Consider the following 14,737-nt stretch of genomic DNA (forward strand, 5'->3'; position numbering starts at 1 on the left):
AAGAAAGGTGATGTATATATGCCAAAAGGAAAAGAAATAACCGTCTCTAATGTCACAGATAAAGAATATTACCGTTTGAGTCAAGCAGCTTACAATTATAAAATGTTAGCCCTGCATATGAAATATAAAACTCCTTATAAAATAAGTAAGACGTCATATTGGTACGTTGAGAAAGTGAAGCAGGATTCTGGTACGGGTCTTGATGCCTTTGTATTCTCAAAAGGCATCAAGTCCAAAAACGGAAAATGGATAAAATCAAAAAACCCCGAAAACGTGGTCGTCGCCTTTGCGGGAACCGATATCGGAAAAGACCCGATCAATGACGGCGTAAAAGCGGACGGCGGCAATATTGTTTTCGGAAATGATCCGAAAAAAGAAGTACATTATATTGTAAAAAAAGACGCAAAGGATACCTCGAAAACACTCGGAAAATACAATGGAACGCCCTCTCAAGACGCCATGCTCACAACCGGAAAGTATAAGCTGATGACGAAAACATCGCAAATTGATCAAGCCGATCAGCTGGTACGCAGCGTAAAGAAAAAGTATGCCGGAACGTCAACGATTATTTCAACAACCGGCCATTCACTCGGCGGCGCTGAGGCCGAATACAGCGCGGTGAATAATGATGTGTACGCCGTCGCGTTTAACAGTCCTTCCGTCGTAAAACTGCACGATGAAGAAACACAGAAAGACATCAACAGCGGCATATATGATCCTTACATCCGGTCAATTATCAATCCGGACGACATGGTCGGGGCAGGTTATTGGAACGAATATGACCGCCACAACGGGACAACGATTTATACGAAAAACCCCTCGCTCTCACAGTTCAGCCGGAAGCAGCGGCTTGATGGGAAATTGAGCGAGCAGATCGGAAAAAATCTCGCTTATTTCTTCACTACCGTCATTCTGAGAAATCCGGATACACACGGCTTAAACGAAGCAAATTTCGTGTTCGATAGAAACGGCACTATTGCAAATCCGAACGGAGATGAGTTAGTCTTCGATAAAAACCTCGGCGCTCTTCTGCCGGCCGGTGCGATCGGAAGCGCAGATACAATAAAAGTAACGCCGAAAAACGCAAAGAAGCTGGCTGAAAAGGTGCAGGCTATGACTGAGGATTTGCGGACGATGAAAAAAGAAGCGCAAAACGCCTATCAGGAGCACGATGAAAAAGTCGCCGAGCTGAAAACAGAATTTTACGGCCAAGTCGGACACGGCTTGTTTGATCAGCTTCAAGCACAGGACGTGACCAATACCATTGAAGATATTGCGCAATCCTACGATAAAGGCCCGATTTTTTATGACACTCAGGCTGAGCAGGCGTTTATTGATTCCTTGCAGGCGGCGATTACGGACCTTGAAGAGATTGGCGGATTCTTACATAAAATAGCGGATGAATTTCAGGAAAAAGACCAGATGCTCGCAAACTGGTTAAGATGATAGAGGTGGATACATAATGCCGACATTAGACGAACTTTTAGAACACAAGGACGACCCGATGAAGAAAAGGCTACAGCGGCAGATGCTGAAAACCGTCATGACACAGGCAGCGGGGACAAAACTGGAGACAGTGCGCCGAACGCTGAAACCGACATTCGAAATGGATACGTTGAAAGATGAATTATATGAAGTGTATTCAGCACTATTGAACAGCTTTGAAGGTAAGGCGCAAAAAGCTCTCGCACAGCGGATCAGTGAAAGTGCGCGGCTGATTGCCGGAACCGAACATAACAGAGACACATTCGTTAACAGTTTCAAAACAAGATAAAATAAAAAAACCCCGCAGATTTATCATCTGCGAGGTTTTTTCTATCGTCTTAACTGAGACGCGCTCGGAGGGATTCGAACCCCCGACAGACGTGGTACCGGAAACCACCGCTCTATCCAACTGAGCTACGAGCGCACATTTTTTCAATCAGATACCTTTATATTATAATAAAGAAACGCACAGAAAGCAACTCTTTTTTGATAATACACAACAGGATTATGCAGCGTCCTCATGCAGCATAATCCTGCATCGTTTACCGGCATTGATTTTCACAAAAAACTCATTTCAGGCGGACTGCCCCCGGATCGGTACATTTCCAGTCACTTCAGAAAAAACACGTTTCAGCTTCTTTTCCAAATGTCCTTTAACGTCCAATAGGTGAATTCCTCAACCTTTACGGCGCCTTTCTCAGAAAACAGCTCAATCCCCAATCTGCCTTCATTCGGATAGATACGGCTTGTCATCGTTGTTTCTCCATGATTGGCGAATACTTCAATCGAGGATCTGTCAATAAAGATACGCAGTGCCAGCTTGCCGTTTGTATCCGTCTGCACCCTTCTCACACCGTCTTTCGCTTTCCCCATCTTGGAGCAATCAAGTGTCAGCTTTTTATCCGTTAGATTGTATGTCAGCACAAGTTCTTCTTCGTCAAGGCCGCGAATCTTAAAACCTGCCGTTTCGGCATCAGAATCGTTTATATCAAACACGACTCGGACTTCAAGCAGGTCTTCCGACGTCTTTGCCAAGTAACTCCCTGAAAGCGATCGTCCGGCACATTCCCGATATTCTATTTTCCGCAGTTGCTTGGTTTCTTCCACGGGATTCATCAAAAGTTTATGATCATCACGCAAAGTCAGTTCTCGCGGCAAAGTCAGTGCACCGCACCATCCGTCCGCTTTTGTCGGCATCTCAGATTCCCACATATCCATCCAGCCGATAGCAATTCTGCGTCCTTTATCATCTAATAATGTTTGCACGGCGTAAAAGTCATGGCCGTGATCCAGTTCTTTAAAAGCGCCGTGTGTAAATTTGTTTGTTTCATCATGATAGTCACCGATTAAATAACCGGTTTGATGTAAATTTTGATAGGAATCACCGTCCGCCTCGATCCCCTGGGGCGAAATCAGCAGGACATGCTTGCCGCCTAATTCAAAGAAATCAGGACATTCCCACATATAGCCGAGATTCCCGTCACTTTGGGCGAGAACCCCCGCGTATTCCCAATCACGCAAATCAGGTGAACGGTATAAAACGACCCGTCCGACGTTTTCTTTTGAAGAGTTGCCGATGACCATATACCAAACATCGCGATGCTTCCATACTTTCGGATCGCGGAAATGACGGGCGCTGTCTTCCGGCGGTTCCGCAATAACGGGGTTTTCCTGAAGCTTTTCAAACACGGTTCCATCTTGGCTGACAGCGATATTTTGAGTTTGATAGAATAGGTCTTTCTCTTGATCAATTATATTATGGCCTGTATAGATGAGGGCCAATCTTCCATGATCATCGACCGCGCTTCCCGAAAAACAGCCGCTTTGGTCGAATTCATCCCCCGGAGCTAAGGCAACCGGCAGGTGCTCCCAATGAATGAGATCTTTACTTTTTACATGTCCCCAATGCATCGGCCCCCAATGCTCATCATACGGATGATGCTGAAAAAAGACGTGGTATTCTCCTTTAAACTGAATAAGCCCGTTCGGATCATTGATCCAATTCGCCCGGGGCATAATATGGTACCCCAATCGATATCTTTGTTTCACTTTACCCTCGGCTTCCTTCAAAGCTTCTTCCGCCTGCTGAATTCTATCCATTTGTAACATCCTCTCTATCCGATTTTTTGCAGACGCTGGACACGCCTGCTGTTTTGTTTCGGGCCCAATAAAGTAAATATGGAGATGACGGTAAAACCAAAGACGACGATTCCCATGATGAGATAGGTTTGACGGAACCCCGCACTGTCATATAATCCTCCCGCAAGCGGCGACAGAATCGACGCGCCTGCCTGAGATGCGAATTGAAAACCGACGAGATAAAGGACGGACGACAGACGCGTATCAAAATTGGCAGCCAAATATTTAAAAACGGCGATCAGCATAATCGGCAATTCCAGTGCGTGGATGAGTTTCATTGATGAAATGCCTACAGGCTCAACTGCAATTCCGGACCCGACGATGCGGAAAGCCATTAAAAACCCCGCTAAAATCAAACTGTTTTTCGCCCCGAACTTATTGACGATAAAAGGCGCAAGAAACATCATGCCGGCCTCCAAAAACACCTGGAATGAATTCAGATAGCCGAATACTTGGTTACCCGTCGACACTGAAGGAAACAAAGACGCATAATAGATCGGGAACTGCTGATCATATACACCGTAAATGCAAGTCACCCCGATAATGTACATCATAAAAAACCAGAAATCTCTTAGTAAAAAGAGCCGCCCCACATCTTTTAACCGGACCGAATCCGCTCTGTTTTTCTCATGATCGGTCATTTCTATTTTCACAGACATGATAATGGCCGTTAATATGACGGCTGAAACAGACGCGATCCAGAAGTTGATATTGGGATTGATATTGAAAAGCTGCCCTGCAAAAAATGCAGCCGCCGCCCAGCCCAGCGAGCCCCACATTCTTGATTTTCCATACTCGAAATCATACTTACGGCTGACCTTTTCAATGTACGTTTCAATCGCGCCTATCCCCGCCAAAAAAGCGGCTCCCAAATATAAGCCTCCGACAACGGCGCCAAGAAAGACGTTGTATTGTAAAAGCGGCCCATAGACGAAGATATAAAACGGACCCGTGAATATGAGAAGACAGCTGATCATAAACAATATCTTTTTCTTCAGCCCCAATTTGTCAGAGATAAAACCGTAAAGAGGCTGCATGCACAGGGCAAATACGGCGTTTACAGAAAAGATAATGCCTGTCGCTGATCCGTTTAAATTGATTTCCTGCCCTAACCAAATCGCAAATAAAGAATAGCTGGAAGACCAAGTAAAAAAGAAAAAGAAGAAATAAGCACTCAGTTTCCAATACAGACTTTTTGAGCTTTTCATTTGCACCGCTCCTTTTAGAGGACCTTTTAATAGCCGTTTTAGAGCCGCATACTTCCTTCTTCATTTTCATCACATACATGCGAGCTCCGAGTAAGCGCTTACTTTCTATCGCTGCTTAATTCTTTCACTTTATTGCCGCCAGCCATCTCTCCATACCCGTCACTTCCCTTCACTCCGCAAATAAAGCGCTTTCAAAAAGAATTGTATGTCAACCGGTTTCATATGTCAATCGGTTGACATACAATTTTCTGATTATTTCAATCAAACAAAACGCACCCTCTTTATATGAAAACAGAAACATGGAATGTCCTTGCACATGTCAGCCTGATTCTCTAAAATAAGTGCGTGACGGAAATTGTAAGCCATTTCAGTAAGCAGGAGGGCACGGGAATGAAGCCTAACATTCATGATGTTGCGAAAATAGCGGGAGTTTCATCCACAACCGTTTCGCGGGTATTAAATAACCGCGGCTATATCAGCGAAAAAACAAAAGAAAAAGTGTACAAGGCGATGGAAGAAATCAATTACTTTCCAAACGATCTGGCCCGCTCTTTATTCCGAAAACGAACCAATTTAATAGGACTTATCATCCCAAACTCCAGCAATCCGTTTTTCGGCGAACTCGCCTTTCATATTGAAAGCATTTGTACGTCCATGGGCTACAAACTGCTGCTTTGCAACAGTTTACATCGAAAGGATAAGGAAGAAAAATATTTGGAGATGCTGATAAGAAACCAAGTGGACGGCGTGATCGCCGTGACTTACAACCGGGGAATTCTCAATTATCACAAGCAAAATCTGCCGATTGTCGCCATTGATCATTACTTATCGGACACGATTCCCGTCGTCGGCTCAGACAACTATAACGGCGGAAAAAAGGCGGCAGAACTGCTGATTGAAAAAGGGTGCCGGCACATCGTCCATGTCAACGGCCCGCTTGAACTCGAGACACCGGCAAACCTCAGAAGAAAAGCATACGAAGACGTCATGCATGAACACGGACAAAAGCCTATTACATATGAAGTACCCTTTTATCAGCATTACCATGACATTATTTCAACATTATTCGATGAACAGCCTGACACCGACGGAATTTTTGCCAGCGATGATATCATGGCGGCTGCCGTGATGACCGAGGCCAAAAAACGGGGAATAGACATCCCGAATCAATTAAAAGTGATCGGTTATGACGGCACTGAAACCGTTCAATCGGTTCTGCCGGACTTGGCAACCATCCAGCAGCCGATTGAATTGATTTCCAAAACAGCCATCGAGATTTTAGCAAAAGAAATTGAAGGCGAATTTGATGATTTGCCGCTGGAAACGTATTTGCCGGTACGGCTTTTGGAAGGGCGGACAACGTAGTCAGACCCTTCAGTACGTAGCGACGCGATTGCGGTCTATTTTGAGCGCTCCCGCCATATCATTTTCTCAAGCGCCGGTGCTGATCATCCTCATTTCCACTTTGCTGTTTGAACTTTTTGTTTTATGGGAAAAATGGTGTTAGAAGAAAAGGTTGGCATTTTGGTCAGCGTTTTGTTTGACCTTTATTGACCAAAAATGTATCATGTAAATACATACTTACCTAAAAGGTGAAGGAGGAGCATTATGAATTTAATACCTACAGTCATTGAACAAACGAACCGCGGAGAAAGAGCTTATGATATTTACTCCCGTCTTTTGAAGGACCGTATTATCATGCTTGGATCTGCGATTGATGACAACGTTGCGAACTCCATCGTGTCACAGCTTTTATTCCTTGAAGCGGAAGACCCTGAAAAAGATATTTCCATTTACATTAACAGCCCTGGCGGATCAATCACTGCCGGTATGGCAATCTATGATACAATGCAGTTCATTAAACCGAAAGTATCCACGATCTGCATCGGTATGGCCGCTTCTATGGGAGCATTTTTACTTGCAGCCGGAGAAAAAGGCAAACGTTACGCGCTTCCTAACAGTGAAGTTATGATTCACCAGCCGCTTGGCGGAGCGCAAGGACAGGCGACAGAAATTGAAATCGCTGCAAAACGCATTCTCTTGCTTCGCGACAAATTAAACAAAGTGCTTGCTGAACGTACCGGCCAGCCGCTTGAAGTCATTGAGCGCGATACAGACCGCGACAACTTCAAATCAGCTGATGAAGCCTTAGAATACGGCTTAATCGATAAAGTGCTGACACGCAATACAGAAGACCAGAAGTAATGCCCAAAAAACCTGCAAGAGATGATGTCTCTTGCAGGTTTTTTTCACTCTCTGGTGCTTTTTAAAACCTTTCCCCTATACTGCTTCCATTCTTCCTTCAACAGCTCAAACGACAATTCACCGGTTTGCCTCACAACCAGATCAGCACCAAGCATCGACTGTTCACGCCCGACACCGACCGCGAACATCCCAGCAGATTTGATTGCAGCTATTCCTGCTTCAGCATCTTCTATTGCCGCGCATTCAGCCGTGGAAACACCGAGCAGCGCTGCAGCTGTTAAAAAGATTTCGGGATCAGGCTTCCCCTTCGCAAGAGCCGCCGGGTCAACAATGGCTTGAAAATCATCGATAATCGCCAAACGTTTTAAGATCGCGCGGGCATTGCGACTAGAAGATGCTAACCCGATTTTTATATTTTCATTTTTTAATTCACAAAGAAGCCTGCCGATTCCCGGCAAGAGATCTTCCGGCGTCAATCTGCTGATCAACGTTTGATAATATTGGTTTTTTTGATGCAGCAGTTCTTGTTTCTCCGCATGTGTAAACCTTTTTTCCGCTCCGCCAAAAATAAGGATCCTTTCAAGTGACGCTTCCCGGCTGATTCCTTTCAGGCTTTCATTCACACTTCTGTCAAGGGGAATATCGATTTGTTCCGCCGTATATTTCCAAGCGAGAAAATGATATTCAGCAGTATCTGTTATCACTCCGTCTAAATCAAAAATAACCGCTTTCATATGCTGATGCCCATCACAGCTTCATATGGTTTGAGGCTGATACGCTTCAAGTCAGCCCGCTCCTCCGGATAGTTCGAAATCAGCACTTTCCAACGCTCATGAATCAGTTCCGGAGGCGCTTCGAACTGGGCCTTGTCTTCCGATAAATTCACAACGACGAGAAGCTTTTTCCCTTGATATTTACGGATATAACAATAGATTTGCGGATCATCTTCCAGCAGCAGCTGATAATCTCCGTATACCATGATCTTATATTGCTTTCGTAATTGAATGAGCTTCTGATAGTAATAGAAAATTGAATCTTGATCTTCCAGGGATTCTTTCACATTGATTTCTTGAAAGCGGGAATTGAGCGCTAACCAAGGGTCTCCGGCTGTGAATCCGGCATGTTTTCCTGCATCCCATTGCATCGGCGTCCTCGCGTGATCCCGCCCTTTCTTCGCCGCGGCTTTCCGGAAGTCTTCCTTCGTCATCGTCTTGTTTTCGATGACTAGTTCACGGTATGCGTTTTTGATCTCGAGATCGTCATACATCTCCAGCGGCATATCACTGTTGACCATGCCGATTTCTTCTCCCTGGTAAATAAACGGCGTTCCTTTCATCCCGTGGAGAACCGTTGCAAATGCTTTCGCACACTGTTTTCGCAGCTCACCGTCATTGCCCCAGCGGGAAATCACCCGCGGCTGATCATGATTCTCAAAATACAAGGTATTCCAGCCGCTATTCATCAACCCGGTCTGCCACCTTGTCATCGTTTGTTTTAAAGCAATCACATCAAACGGCTTGATCTGCCATTTCCCATTTGGCGAGTTTTGTTCTGTATCGATATCCATATGTTCAAATGTAAAGATCATATTCAGCTCTTGCCTGCCTGCATCCGTATATTTTTTCGCCTCTTCAATATCAGAACCGTTTGCCTCTCCGACTGTCATGCAGTCGTAATGAGAAAGCACTTCCCTGTTCATTTCTTGAATAAATTCATGCAGACGGGGGCCGTTAGAGTGATAACGGCCGACAATATGGGGGCGGCTGGCATCTGTTTCATAGTCCGGAAAATCGGTATGTTTGGAAATGGAGCCGATCACATCCATCCGCCAGCCGTCAACGCCTTTATCCATCCAGAACTTCATCAGATCATACACTTCCCGGCGAACGGCTTCATTTTCCCAATTTAAATCAGGCTGTTTTTTCGAAAAGTAGTGCAAATAATACTGTCCCGTCCCTTCATCGAACGTCCACGCCGAGCCTGAAAAAATCGATCCCCAATTATTAGGCTCAGAACCGTCCGGTTTCGGGTCTTTCCAAAAATAATAGTTCCGGTAAGGATTATCCTTCGACTTGTGGCTTTCAACAAACCAGGTATGCTCATCCGACGTGTGGTTCACGACCAGATCCATGATGATTTTCATTCCGCGCTGATGCACTTCATCAATTAACTGAAACATATCTTCATTTGTTCCGAATTTTTCGTACATGTTTTTGTAGTCACTGATGTCATAGCCGTTGTCATCCTGCGGAGAATCAAACACGGGCGACAGCCAGATCACATCCGCGCCAAGTCTTTTGATATAATCAAGCTTTTTGATAATGCCTTGTAAATCCCCAAATCCATCTCCATTGGAATCATAAAAACTGCGCGGATAAATTTGATACACGACAGCTTCTTTCCACCACTCACTCATCAGGCATTCTCCTTTCACATCGTTCATTCAGCACCATTGGCTCTCCATAAACTGTGATGGACACCGGTTCGCCTTTGACAAGCTCAAAAATGGCGCGCCTTTCTTCGACCGTCACCTTGATCAAGCGGTTTTGATAATTGATATGGAACGAGTAACCGTCCCATTCATTCGGCAAAAATGGGGTGAATGAGAGCGTTCCTTTTAAAGTACGCATACCGGCAAACCCTTGGACGATCGCCAGCCAGCTTCCCGTCATTGAAGTAATGTGAAGGCCTTCCTCCGTATCACGATTGTAATTGTCGAGATCAAGCCTTGCTGTACGCTTATATAATTCAAGCGCCTTTTTTTCCATCCTCAATTCGGCAGCGAGCACCGCGTGAATGGAGGGCGATAAGCTTGATTCATGAACCGTCATCGGTTCATAAAATTCATAGTTGCGGCGTTTTTCGTCTATAGAGAAACGGTCAGGAAATAAATAAATGCCTTGCAGCACATCGGCTTGTTTAATAAAGCTGGAGCGGAGGATTTTGTCCCATGACCAATTTTGATAAAGAGGCCGTTCAGCTGGATCTAATTCGTCAACTGATTGCAGGTCTTTGTCCAAAAATGTGTCATGCTGAACGAAAATTTGCAGTTCTTCACTATACGGATAGTACATGTGCTGGATGATTTCTCTCCAGACTTTCAATTCTTCTTCCTGCACATCCAGAAGGCGGCGTTTCTCCGCTGAGATACTTTCGAGACTTTGTAGAGTATAATCCAAAGTCCAAGCCGCAATGACATTCGTATACCAATTGTTGTTGACATTGTTTTCATATTCATTCGGCCCTGTGACGCCGTGAATCATATACTTATTTTTTCGTTTCGAGAAGTGAACACGGTCGGCCCAAAACCTGCTGACTGCCACAAGAACGTCTATCCCGTATTGTTCCATATAGTTACGGTCGCCTGTATATTGGACATAATTGCAGATCGCATAGCAAATCGCGCCGTTGCGGTGAATTTCTTCAAACGTAATCTCCCACTCATTGTGGCATTCATCTCCGGTAAACGTCACCATCGGATAAAGCGCCCCCTTCATCCCCAGCTTGGCGGCGTTCCGTTTGGCAGCCTCCAAATGGTGATAGCGGTACAAAAGCAGGTTTTTCGTGACTTCCGGCTCGGCTGTCGCCAAATACATCGGAACGGCATACGCCTCAGTGTCCCAATAGGCGGCACCGTCGTATTTTTCGCCTGTAAATCCTTTCGGTCCGATGTTCAAACGGGCATCTGCCCCGTAGTATGTCGAGAATAACTGAAAGATATTGTAGCGAATGCCTTGCTGAAGTTCCTCATCTCCCTTTATCTCTATATCCGCTTTTGCCCATCTTTCCTTCCACTTGGCAATATGCTGCTGTCTCGCTTCTTCATAACCTTGCTTAAGAATAGCCGCCAAAAGCTCCTCCCCTTTCGAAGTAAGCTCTGCTTCTTGAACATCGCGTGAAGTCGTGACAACAATAAACTTTTTCAATGAAGCTTTGTTTTGATAGCTGAAGCGATTTTCAGCATACATGCCGGAAGTTTGAAAGCTTTGACTGACATAGCCTTCTGTCAAATTTTCCATTAAGGCGGAGACGGTGAAACGCGGCGTTCCGAACGGATTGTCGAGCGTTTTTGCCGTTATGTGACCGCGGCGGTAGTCCGCTCCTGTCTCTTTTTCCTGCCAAAACAGCTCTTGATAGTTTGAATCTTCGTTTACAACATTGCCATCAAGATAAGGGACAAGCGTAATAACGGCGTCCCCTGTCAGACACTCCGCTTCATAATGAATCGCACATAGCTCTTTTACGGCCAGGCTGAGAAATCGTTCTGATTTGATTCGCACGGTTTTATCCTGAATACGGACAACAGCGCTCCTCCTCAGAATTCCTTCTTTCATATGAAGCTCTAACTCAAATGATTCGAGTCGGTTTTGATAGAGATCGACTTTTTCACCGTCAACATACACATCTATACCAATAAAATTCATCGCATTGATCACTTTTCCGAAATAGTCCGGATACCCGTTTTTCCACCAGCCTACCCGCGTTTTGTCAGGGAACCACACGCCCGCAATATATGTGCCTTGATGGCTGCCGCCTGAATACCCCTCTTCGAAATTCCCTCTGATGCCCATATAGCCGTTGGCAAGAGAAGTCAGGCTTTCCTGCAGCCGTATATACTCTTTTTGAAATGTATTGGTTTTGATTTTCCATTCATCAATCTCAAACAACCGCTGATTTATCATGTCTTCCTCCCGAATGAACATTTTCATAATGACGGCGGGTTTTGGCCATATATCTGAATAAAAAAGCAATCATCAACGTGACGCCGCATGTATGAACCATTAATACAGTAATCAAATCAAAGCGGATCAGCCCGATAGCAGCTGCCGCGAATGCAGGCAGAGCCGATGCGCAAATCGCTGCAGAAGCTGCTTCCTTACATGACGCGATATCGATCATTTTTGATAATTTTGCCATCCAGATGCCTCCCGCAAGCACAGCTGTAAAAAACAGCTGGATCAAAAAAATCACTGCGCACCCCAGCATCATGATCATCGGCTTATACTGTGCCAGCCACAATTGCCCGATAACAGCCTCCGTCTCATATACGCCCGGGTCCGTAAGCCTGGCGTCCGCTTTCCCATAGCGAACTGAAAACCCCATTCCGTTTTGGTCGGTCATAATCAGCCGGTCAGGCTGGAATATGATCGCGTTGTCATATCCTTTTACACGCAAACGTCCATTTTCACCGTTTGGTTTCCATTCATGCTCCATATCGACTGCCAGCAGATGTTTGCCCTCTTCAATTTGATCAAAACGCTGTCCGCCTGTCAGTTTTCCGTTCCTGATTTGAATACCGTTTAATTGTTCGGCAAAACGATCATTCACTGCAGAAAGCGCCGCAGGCATAACCAATTTGAGGCTGAAGCGATCCATTTTCAAAAACGACATCGTAAACGGCGCCATAAGGCAGGACGTCAAAAACATAAAGAGAAAGGAAAGCTGAAGCCAGCTGAATGTTTTCCCGTAACGGCAAATACCTGACGGAGACACCGATGCTTTAAGACTGCGGATCATAAAGCTTTCATTTTGCACATTCTTCATTGAACTACCCCTTTGTTCCGCCCGCCGCCAGCCCGGATACAAAGTTCTTTTGGAGAAAAAAGAACAAGATGCATATCGGCAGTGCGGCAAGTATAGCCCCCGCCGCAAACAGGGCGACTTTTTGCTGCTGCGGATTTGAAATGAACGACTGCAATCCTACTGCAATGGTCAGCCTTTCCGGCGAGCGAAGCAAAAACTTCGCCAGTAAATAGTCCCCGAACGGCGCCATAAACGCCCAAAGCGCTTGAACGGCAAGCATCGGCTTCACAAGCGGCAGCACAATGGAGGCAAATATCCTGAAGTGCCCCGCTCCATCCATTCGCGCAGCCTCATCAATTTCTCTCGGAACTGTATCAAAATAACCTTTCATCAGCCACGTGTTCATCGGAATTCCGCCGCCGATATAGATCGCTGTCAAAAACCAGTATTGATCAAGAGCGCCTATCAGCATGGCCAATACATAAAAAGCAGTCAGCGCTGCCATTGTGGGCACCATTTGAATGATTAAAAAGAAGACAAGACTCTTTTTTCGCCCCGCAAACCGATAGCGGCTGTACGTATACCCGGCAAGCGTTACAATCGTGACCTGCAATACCATGACTGACACCGCGATAATCAGCGTATTGCTGTACCAATGAAGATAGAGCGTCTCTTCAAACAGCCGCTTAAAATGATCAAAAGTCCAGGGACCTGAGAAATCGAGCTGAAAAGCCGTCACATTTCCAGCACGGAAAGCGGAGGAAGCCGTAATCAGCAGCGGATATAAAATGACAATGCTTAAAACCAGCAAAAACAAATAGGTGCAGATTTTCGTAAGCATTCCGGCCGTTCTGGAACCCATCTACATCACCTCCTCATTACCGAAAGCATTTGACTTTTTAAAAGCAATCAGGGAAATTCCAATGACCACGAAAGAAATTAACAATGTCACGGCCGCTGCCACAGCATATTGCGGAGAAGTGCCGGTTGTCAGTTTATAGATCCAGGATATTAAAATATCGGTCGACCCGGCACCGGCTCCCGCGCTTCCCGGACCGCCTTCATTAAACAAATAAATGATCGAAAAATTATTAAAGTTAAATGTGTATTGTGTAATCATCACCGGTGCTGTCGCAAATAAAATCATCGGTAATGTAATATTGCGAAAGCGCTGCATAAAAGAAGCCCCGTCAATCTTTGCGGCTTCATACAATTCACCCGGAATCGACTGCAAGACCCCCGTTACCATGACATAAATATAAGGAAAGCCAAGCCAGGTCTGAATCATAATCAGAGCGGTCTTCGTCCAGAAAGCATCAGTCTTCCACGCGATCGCCGGCAGTTCCACAAACGGCAGGTGGTTTATTAATGGAATCACCTGCGTGTTCATCGCCCCTATACTGTCATTAAAAATATTGGAAAAGCTCATAATTGTGATAAAGGCCGGAACAGCCCATGGAAATAAGAAAATCATTCGGAATATCCGTCGGCCTTTAATAAAATCTTGGTTCACGAAAAGTGCCGTCACGATCCCCAAAATGATTTGCAGCGTTGTTGCACAGATTGTCCATATCATGGTCCAGCCCAGCACATTCACAAATGTTTCCCGGTAAGAACCGACAAAAAAGATATTCAAGAAATTTTTAAAGCCGACCCAGTCAATCAGACTGTTAGGCGGTATATGATAAAAATCATAGTTTGTTAAAGCAACAAACAGAGTCACCAGAACAGGAAAAATAATCACAAACACCATCATGAGATATGCCGGCAGTGTAAATAAATAAGGAAACCCTTTATCTCCCGCATGGCGGATGATATCCTTGGCCGCTGTATTCACCTTCAAACCCGCCGCTTTCATAGCGGCGGTATGACGGAAATCATAAACTGAAAAGATATAGAACATGAGAAAAATCAGCGTCAAGATCAATTGCAGCGTGCCTTCAATCAGCATAAACAGTGAGTGATCTTCACCGGGAACACTTCCCAAGGTAATCAATCCGGTCAGCGCCTCAATACCGAAGACGCATAATTCAACAGCAAACAAACTCGTAATGACCAGAAATAAGATCCCCTTTGATATCTGCTGATTCGCGATCTGTCCAATTCCCGGAATGATCGATAAAAACCATGGCGCCTTCCGTTTTTGGTGTAAAAGTGTACCATCTTTATTCATTTTT

At 45.2% G+C, this 14,737-nt stretch carries 12 protein-coding genes and 1 tRNA gene; 4 read left to right on the forward strand and 9 right to left on the reverse strand.

From position 1 onward, the window contains the following. The first annotated feature begins 18 nt into the window (after positions 1-18). Positions 19-1,446, forward strand: coding sequence for a lipase (locus G4O42_RS16625; protein ID WP_032876288.1), 1,428 nt, complete (start codon positions 19-21; stop codon positions 1,444-1,446). A 16-nt stretch (positions 1,447-1,462) separates the two neighbouring features. Further along, positions 1,463-1,774, forward strand: a complete 312-nt coding sequence (locus G4O42_RS16630; RefSeq protein ID WP_007613966.1) for a hypothetical protein — start codon at positions 1,463-1,465, stop codon at positions 1,772-1,774. Between the two features lie 59 nt (positions 1,775-1,833). On the opposite strand, the gene G4O42_RS16635 is transcribed toward G4O42_RS16630, so the two are convergent. From G4O42_RS16635 to G4O42_RS16645, 3 genes are all read right to left on the reverse strand, one after another. After that, positions 1,834-1,909: transfer RNA gene (locus tag G4O42_RS16635), tRNA-Arg, on the reverse strand. A gap of 206 nt (positions 1,910-2,115) precedes the next feature. Continuing rightward, on the reverse strand, positions 2,116-3,585 hold the full coding sequence (locus G4O42_RS16640; protein WP_032876285.1) for a glycoside hydrolase family 32 protein: 1,470 nt from the start codon (positions 3,583-3,585) through the stop codon (positions 2,116-2,118). A gap of 14 nt (positions 3,586-3,599) precedes the next feature. Continuing rightward, positions 3,600-4,832 (reverse strand): MFS transporter, encoded by a 1,233-nt coding sequence (locus tag G4O42_RS16645; RefSeq protein WP_007613980.1) that lies wholly within the window; start codon positions 4,830-4,832, stop codon positions 3,600-3,602. A gap of 390 nt (positions 4,833-5,222) precedes the next feature. Between G4O42_RS16645 and G4O42_RS16650 the strand changes: the two genes are divergently transcribed. Both G4O42_RS16650 and clpP read left to right on the forward strand, forming a co-directional pair. Further along, the gene (locus tag G4O42_RS16650) at positions 5,223-6,197 is read left to right on the forward strand and encodes a LacI family DNA-binding transcriptional regulator (protein WP_032876282.1); all 975 of its coding nucleotides are present in this window, start codon (positions 5,223-5,225) and stop codon (positions 6,195-6,197) included. 243 nt (positions 6,198-6,440) lie between these two features. Next, on the forward strand, positions 6,441-7,037 hold the full coding sequence (gene clpP, locus G4O42_RS16655) for an ATP-dependent Clp endopeptidase proteolytic subunit ClpP (RefSeq protein WP_003151513.1): 597 nt from the start codon (positions 6,441-6,443) through the stop codon (positions 7,035-7,037). 44 nt (positions 7,038-7,081) lie between these two features. Here clpP and pgmB read toward each other — a convergent pair whose 3' ends face one another. From pgmB to G4O42_RS16685, 6 genes are read right to left on the reverse strand one after another with little or no spacing between them, the layout of a single operon-like run. After that, complete coding sequence (pgmB, locus tag G4O42_RS16660) at positions 7,082-7,771, reverse strand: beta-phosphoglucomutase (RefSeq protein ID WP_032876279.1); 690 nt, start codon at positions 7,769-7,771, stop codon at positions 7,082-7,084. Further along, complete coding sequence (locus tag G4O42_RS16665; RefSeq protein ID WP_032876276.1) at positions 7,768-9,453, reverse strand: glycoside hydrolase family 13 protein; 1,686 nt, start codon at positions 9,451-9,453, stop codon at positions 7,768-7,770. The genes pgmB and G4O42_RS16665 overlap by 4 nt, the downstream gene beginning before the upstream one ends. Next, positions 9,446-11,719, reverse strand: coding sequence for a glycoside hydrolase family 65 protein (locus G4O42_RS16670; RefSeq protein ID WP_119516448.1), 2,274 nt, complete (start codon positions 11,717-11,719; stop codon positions 9,446-9,448). The genes G4O42_RS16665 and G4O42_RS16670 overlap by 8 nt, the downstream gene beginning before the upstream one ends. Beyond that, a complete protein-coding gene (locus tag G4O42_RS16675) occupies positions 11,697-12,581 on the reverse strand; it encodes a DUF1189 family protein (protein ID WP_032876269.1) in 885 nt (294 codons plus the stop codon). Before G4O42_RS16675 ends, G4O42_RS16670 begins: the two co-directional genes overlap by 23 nt. A gap of 4 nt (positions 12,582-12,585) precedes the next feature. Continuing rightward, a complete protein-coding gene (locus tag G4O42_RS16680; RefSeq protein ID WP_032876267.1) occupies positions 12,586-13,422 on the reverse strand; it encodes a sugar ABC transporter permease in 837 nt (278 codons plus the stop codon). Further along, a complete protein-coding gene (locus G4O42_RS16685) occupies positions 13,423-14,733 on the reverse strand; it encodes a carbohydrate ABC transporter permease (protein ID WP_032876264.1) in 1,311 nt (436 codons plus the stop codon). Between the last annotated feature and the right edge of the window lie 4 nt (positions 14,734-14,737).

This window comes from Bacillus sp. LUNF1 (assembly GCF_011008975.1).
Classification (GTDB): domain Bacteria; phylum Bacillota; class Bacilli; order Bacillales; family Bacillaceae; genus Bacillus; species Bacillus velezensis.

What these genes read in the sequence shown, in the direction of transcription:
- pgmB (WP_032876279.1), bottom strand. Translation starts at nt 7,771, where the DNA reads ATGAAAGCGGTTATTTTTGATTTAGACGGAGTGATAACAGATACTGCT.
- G4O42_RS16665 (WP_032876276.1), bottom strand. Translation starts at nt 9,453, where the DNA reads ATGAGTGAGTGGTGGAAAGAAGCTGTCGTGTATCAAATTTATCCGCGC.
- G4O42_RS16670 (WP_119516448.1), bottom strand. Translation starts at nt 11,719, where the DNA reads ATGATAAATCAGCGGTTGTTTGAGATTGATGAATGGAAAATCAAAACC.
- G4O42_RS16630 (WP_007613966.1), top strand. Translation starts at nt 1,463, where the DNA reads ATGCCGACATTAGACGAACTTTTAGAACACAAGGACGACCCGATGAAG.
- G4O42_RS16645 (WP_007613980.1), bottom strand. Translation starts at nt 4,832, where the DNA reads ATGAAAAGCTCAAAAAGTCTGTATTGGAAACTGAGTGCTTATTTCTTC.
- G4O42_RS16685 (WP_032876264.1), bottom strand. Translation starts at nt 14,733, where the DNA reads ATGAATAAAGATGGTACACTTTTACACCAAAAACGGAAGGCGCCATGG.
- G4O42_RS16625 (WP_032876288.1), top strand. Translation starts at nt 19, where the DNA reads ATGCCAAAAGGAAAAGAAATAACCGTCTCTAATGTCACAGATAAAGAA.
- G4O42_RS16680 (WP_032876267.1), bottom strand. Translation starts at nt 13,422, where the DNA reads ATGGGTTCCAGAACGGCCGGAATGCTTACGAAAATCTGCACCTATTTG.
- G4O42_RS16640 (WP_032876285.1), bottom strand. Translation starts at nt 3,585, where the DNA reads ATGGATAGAATTCAGCAGGCGGAAGAAGCTTTGAAGGAAGCCGAGGGT.
- G4O42_RS16650 (WP_032876282.1), top strand. Translation starts at nt 5,223, where the DNA reads ATGAAGCCTAACATTCATGATGTTGCGAAAATAGCGGGAGTTTCATCC.
- G4O42_RS16675 (WP_032876269.1), bottom strand. Translation starts at nt 12,581, where the DNA reads ATGAAGAATGTGCAAAATGAAAGCTTTATGATCCGCAGTCTTAAAGCA.
- clpP (WP_003151513.1), top strand. Translation starts at nt 6,441, where the DNA reads ATGAATTTAATACCTACAGTCATTGAACAAACGAACCGCGGAGAAAGA.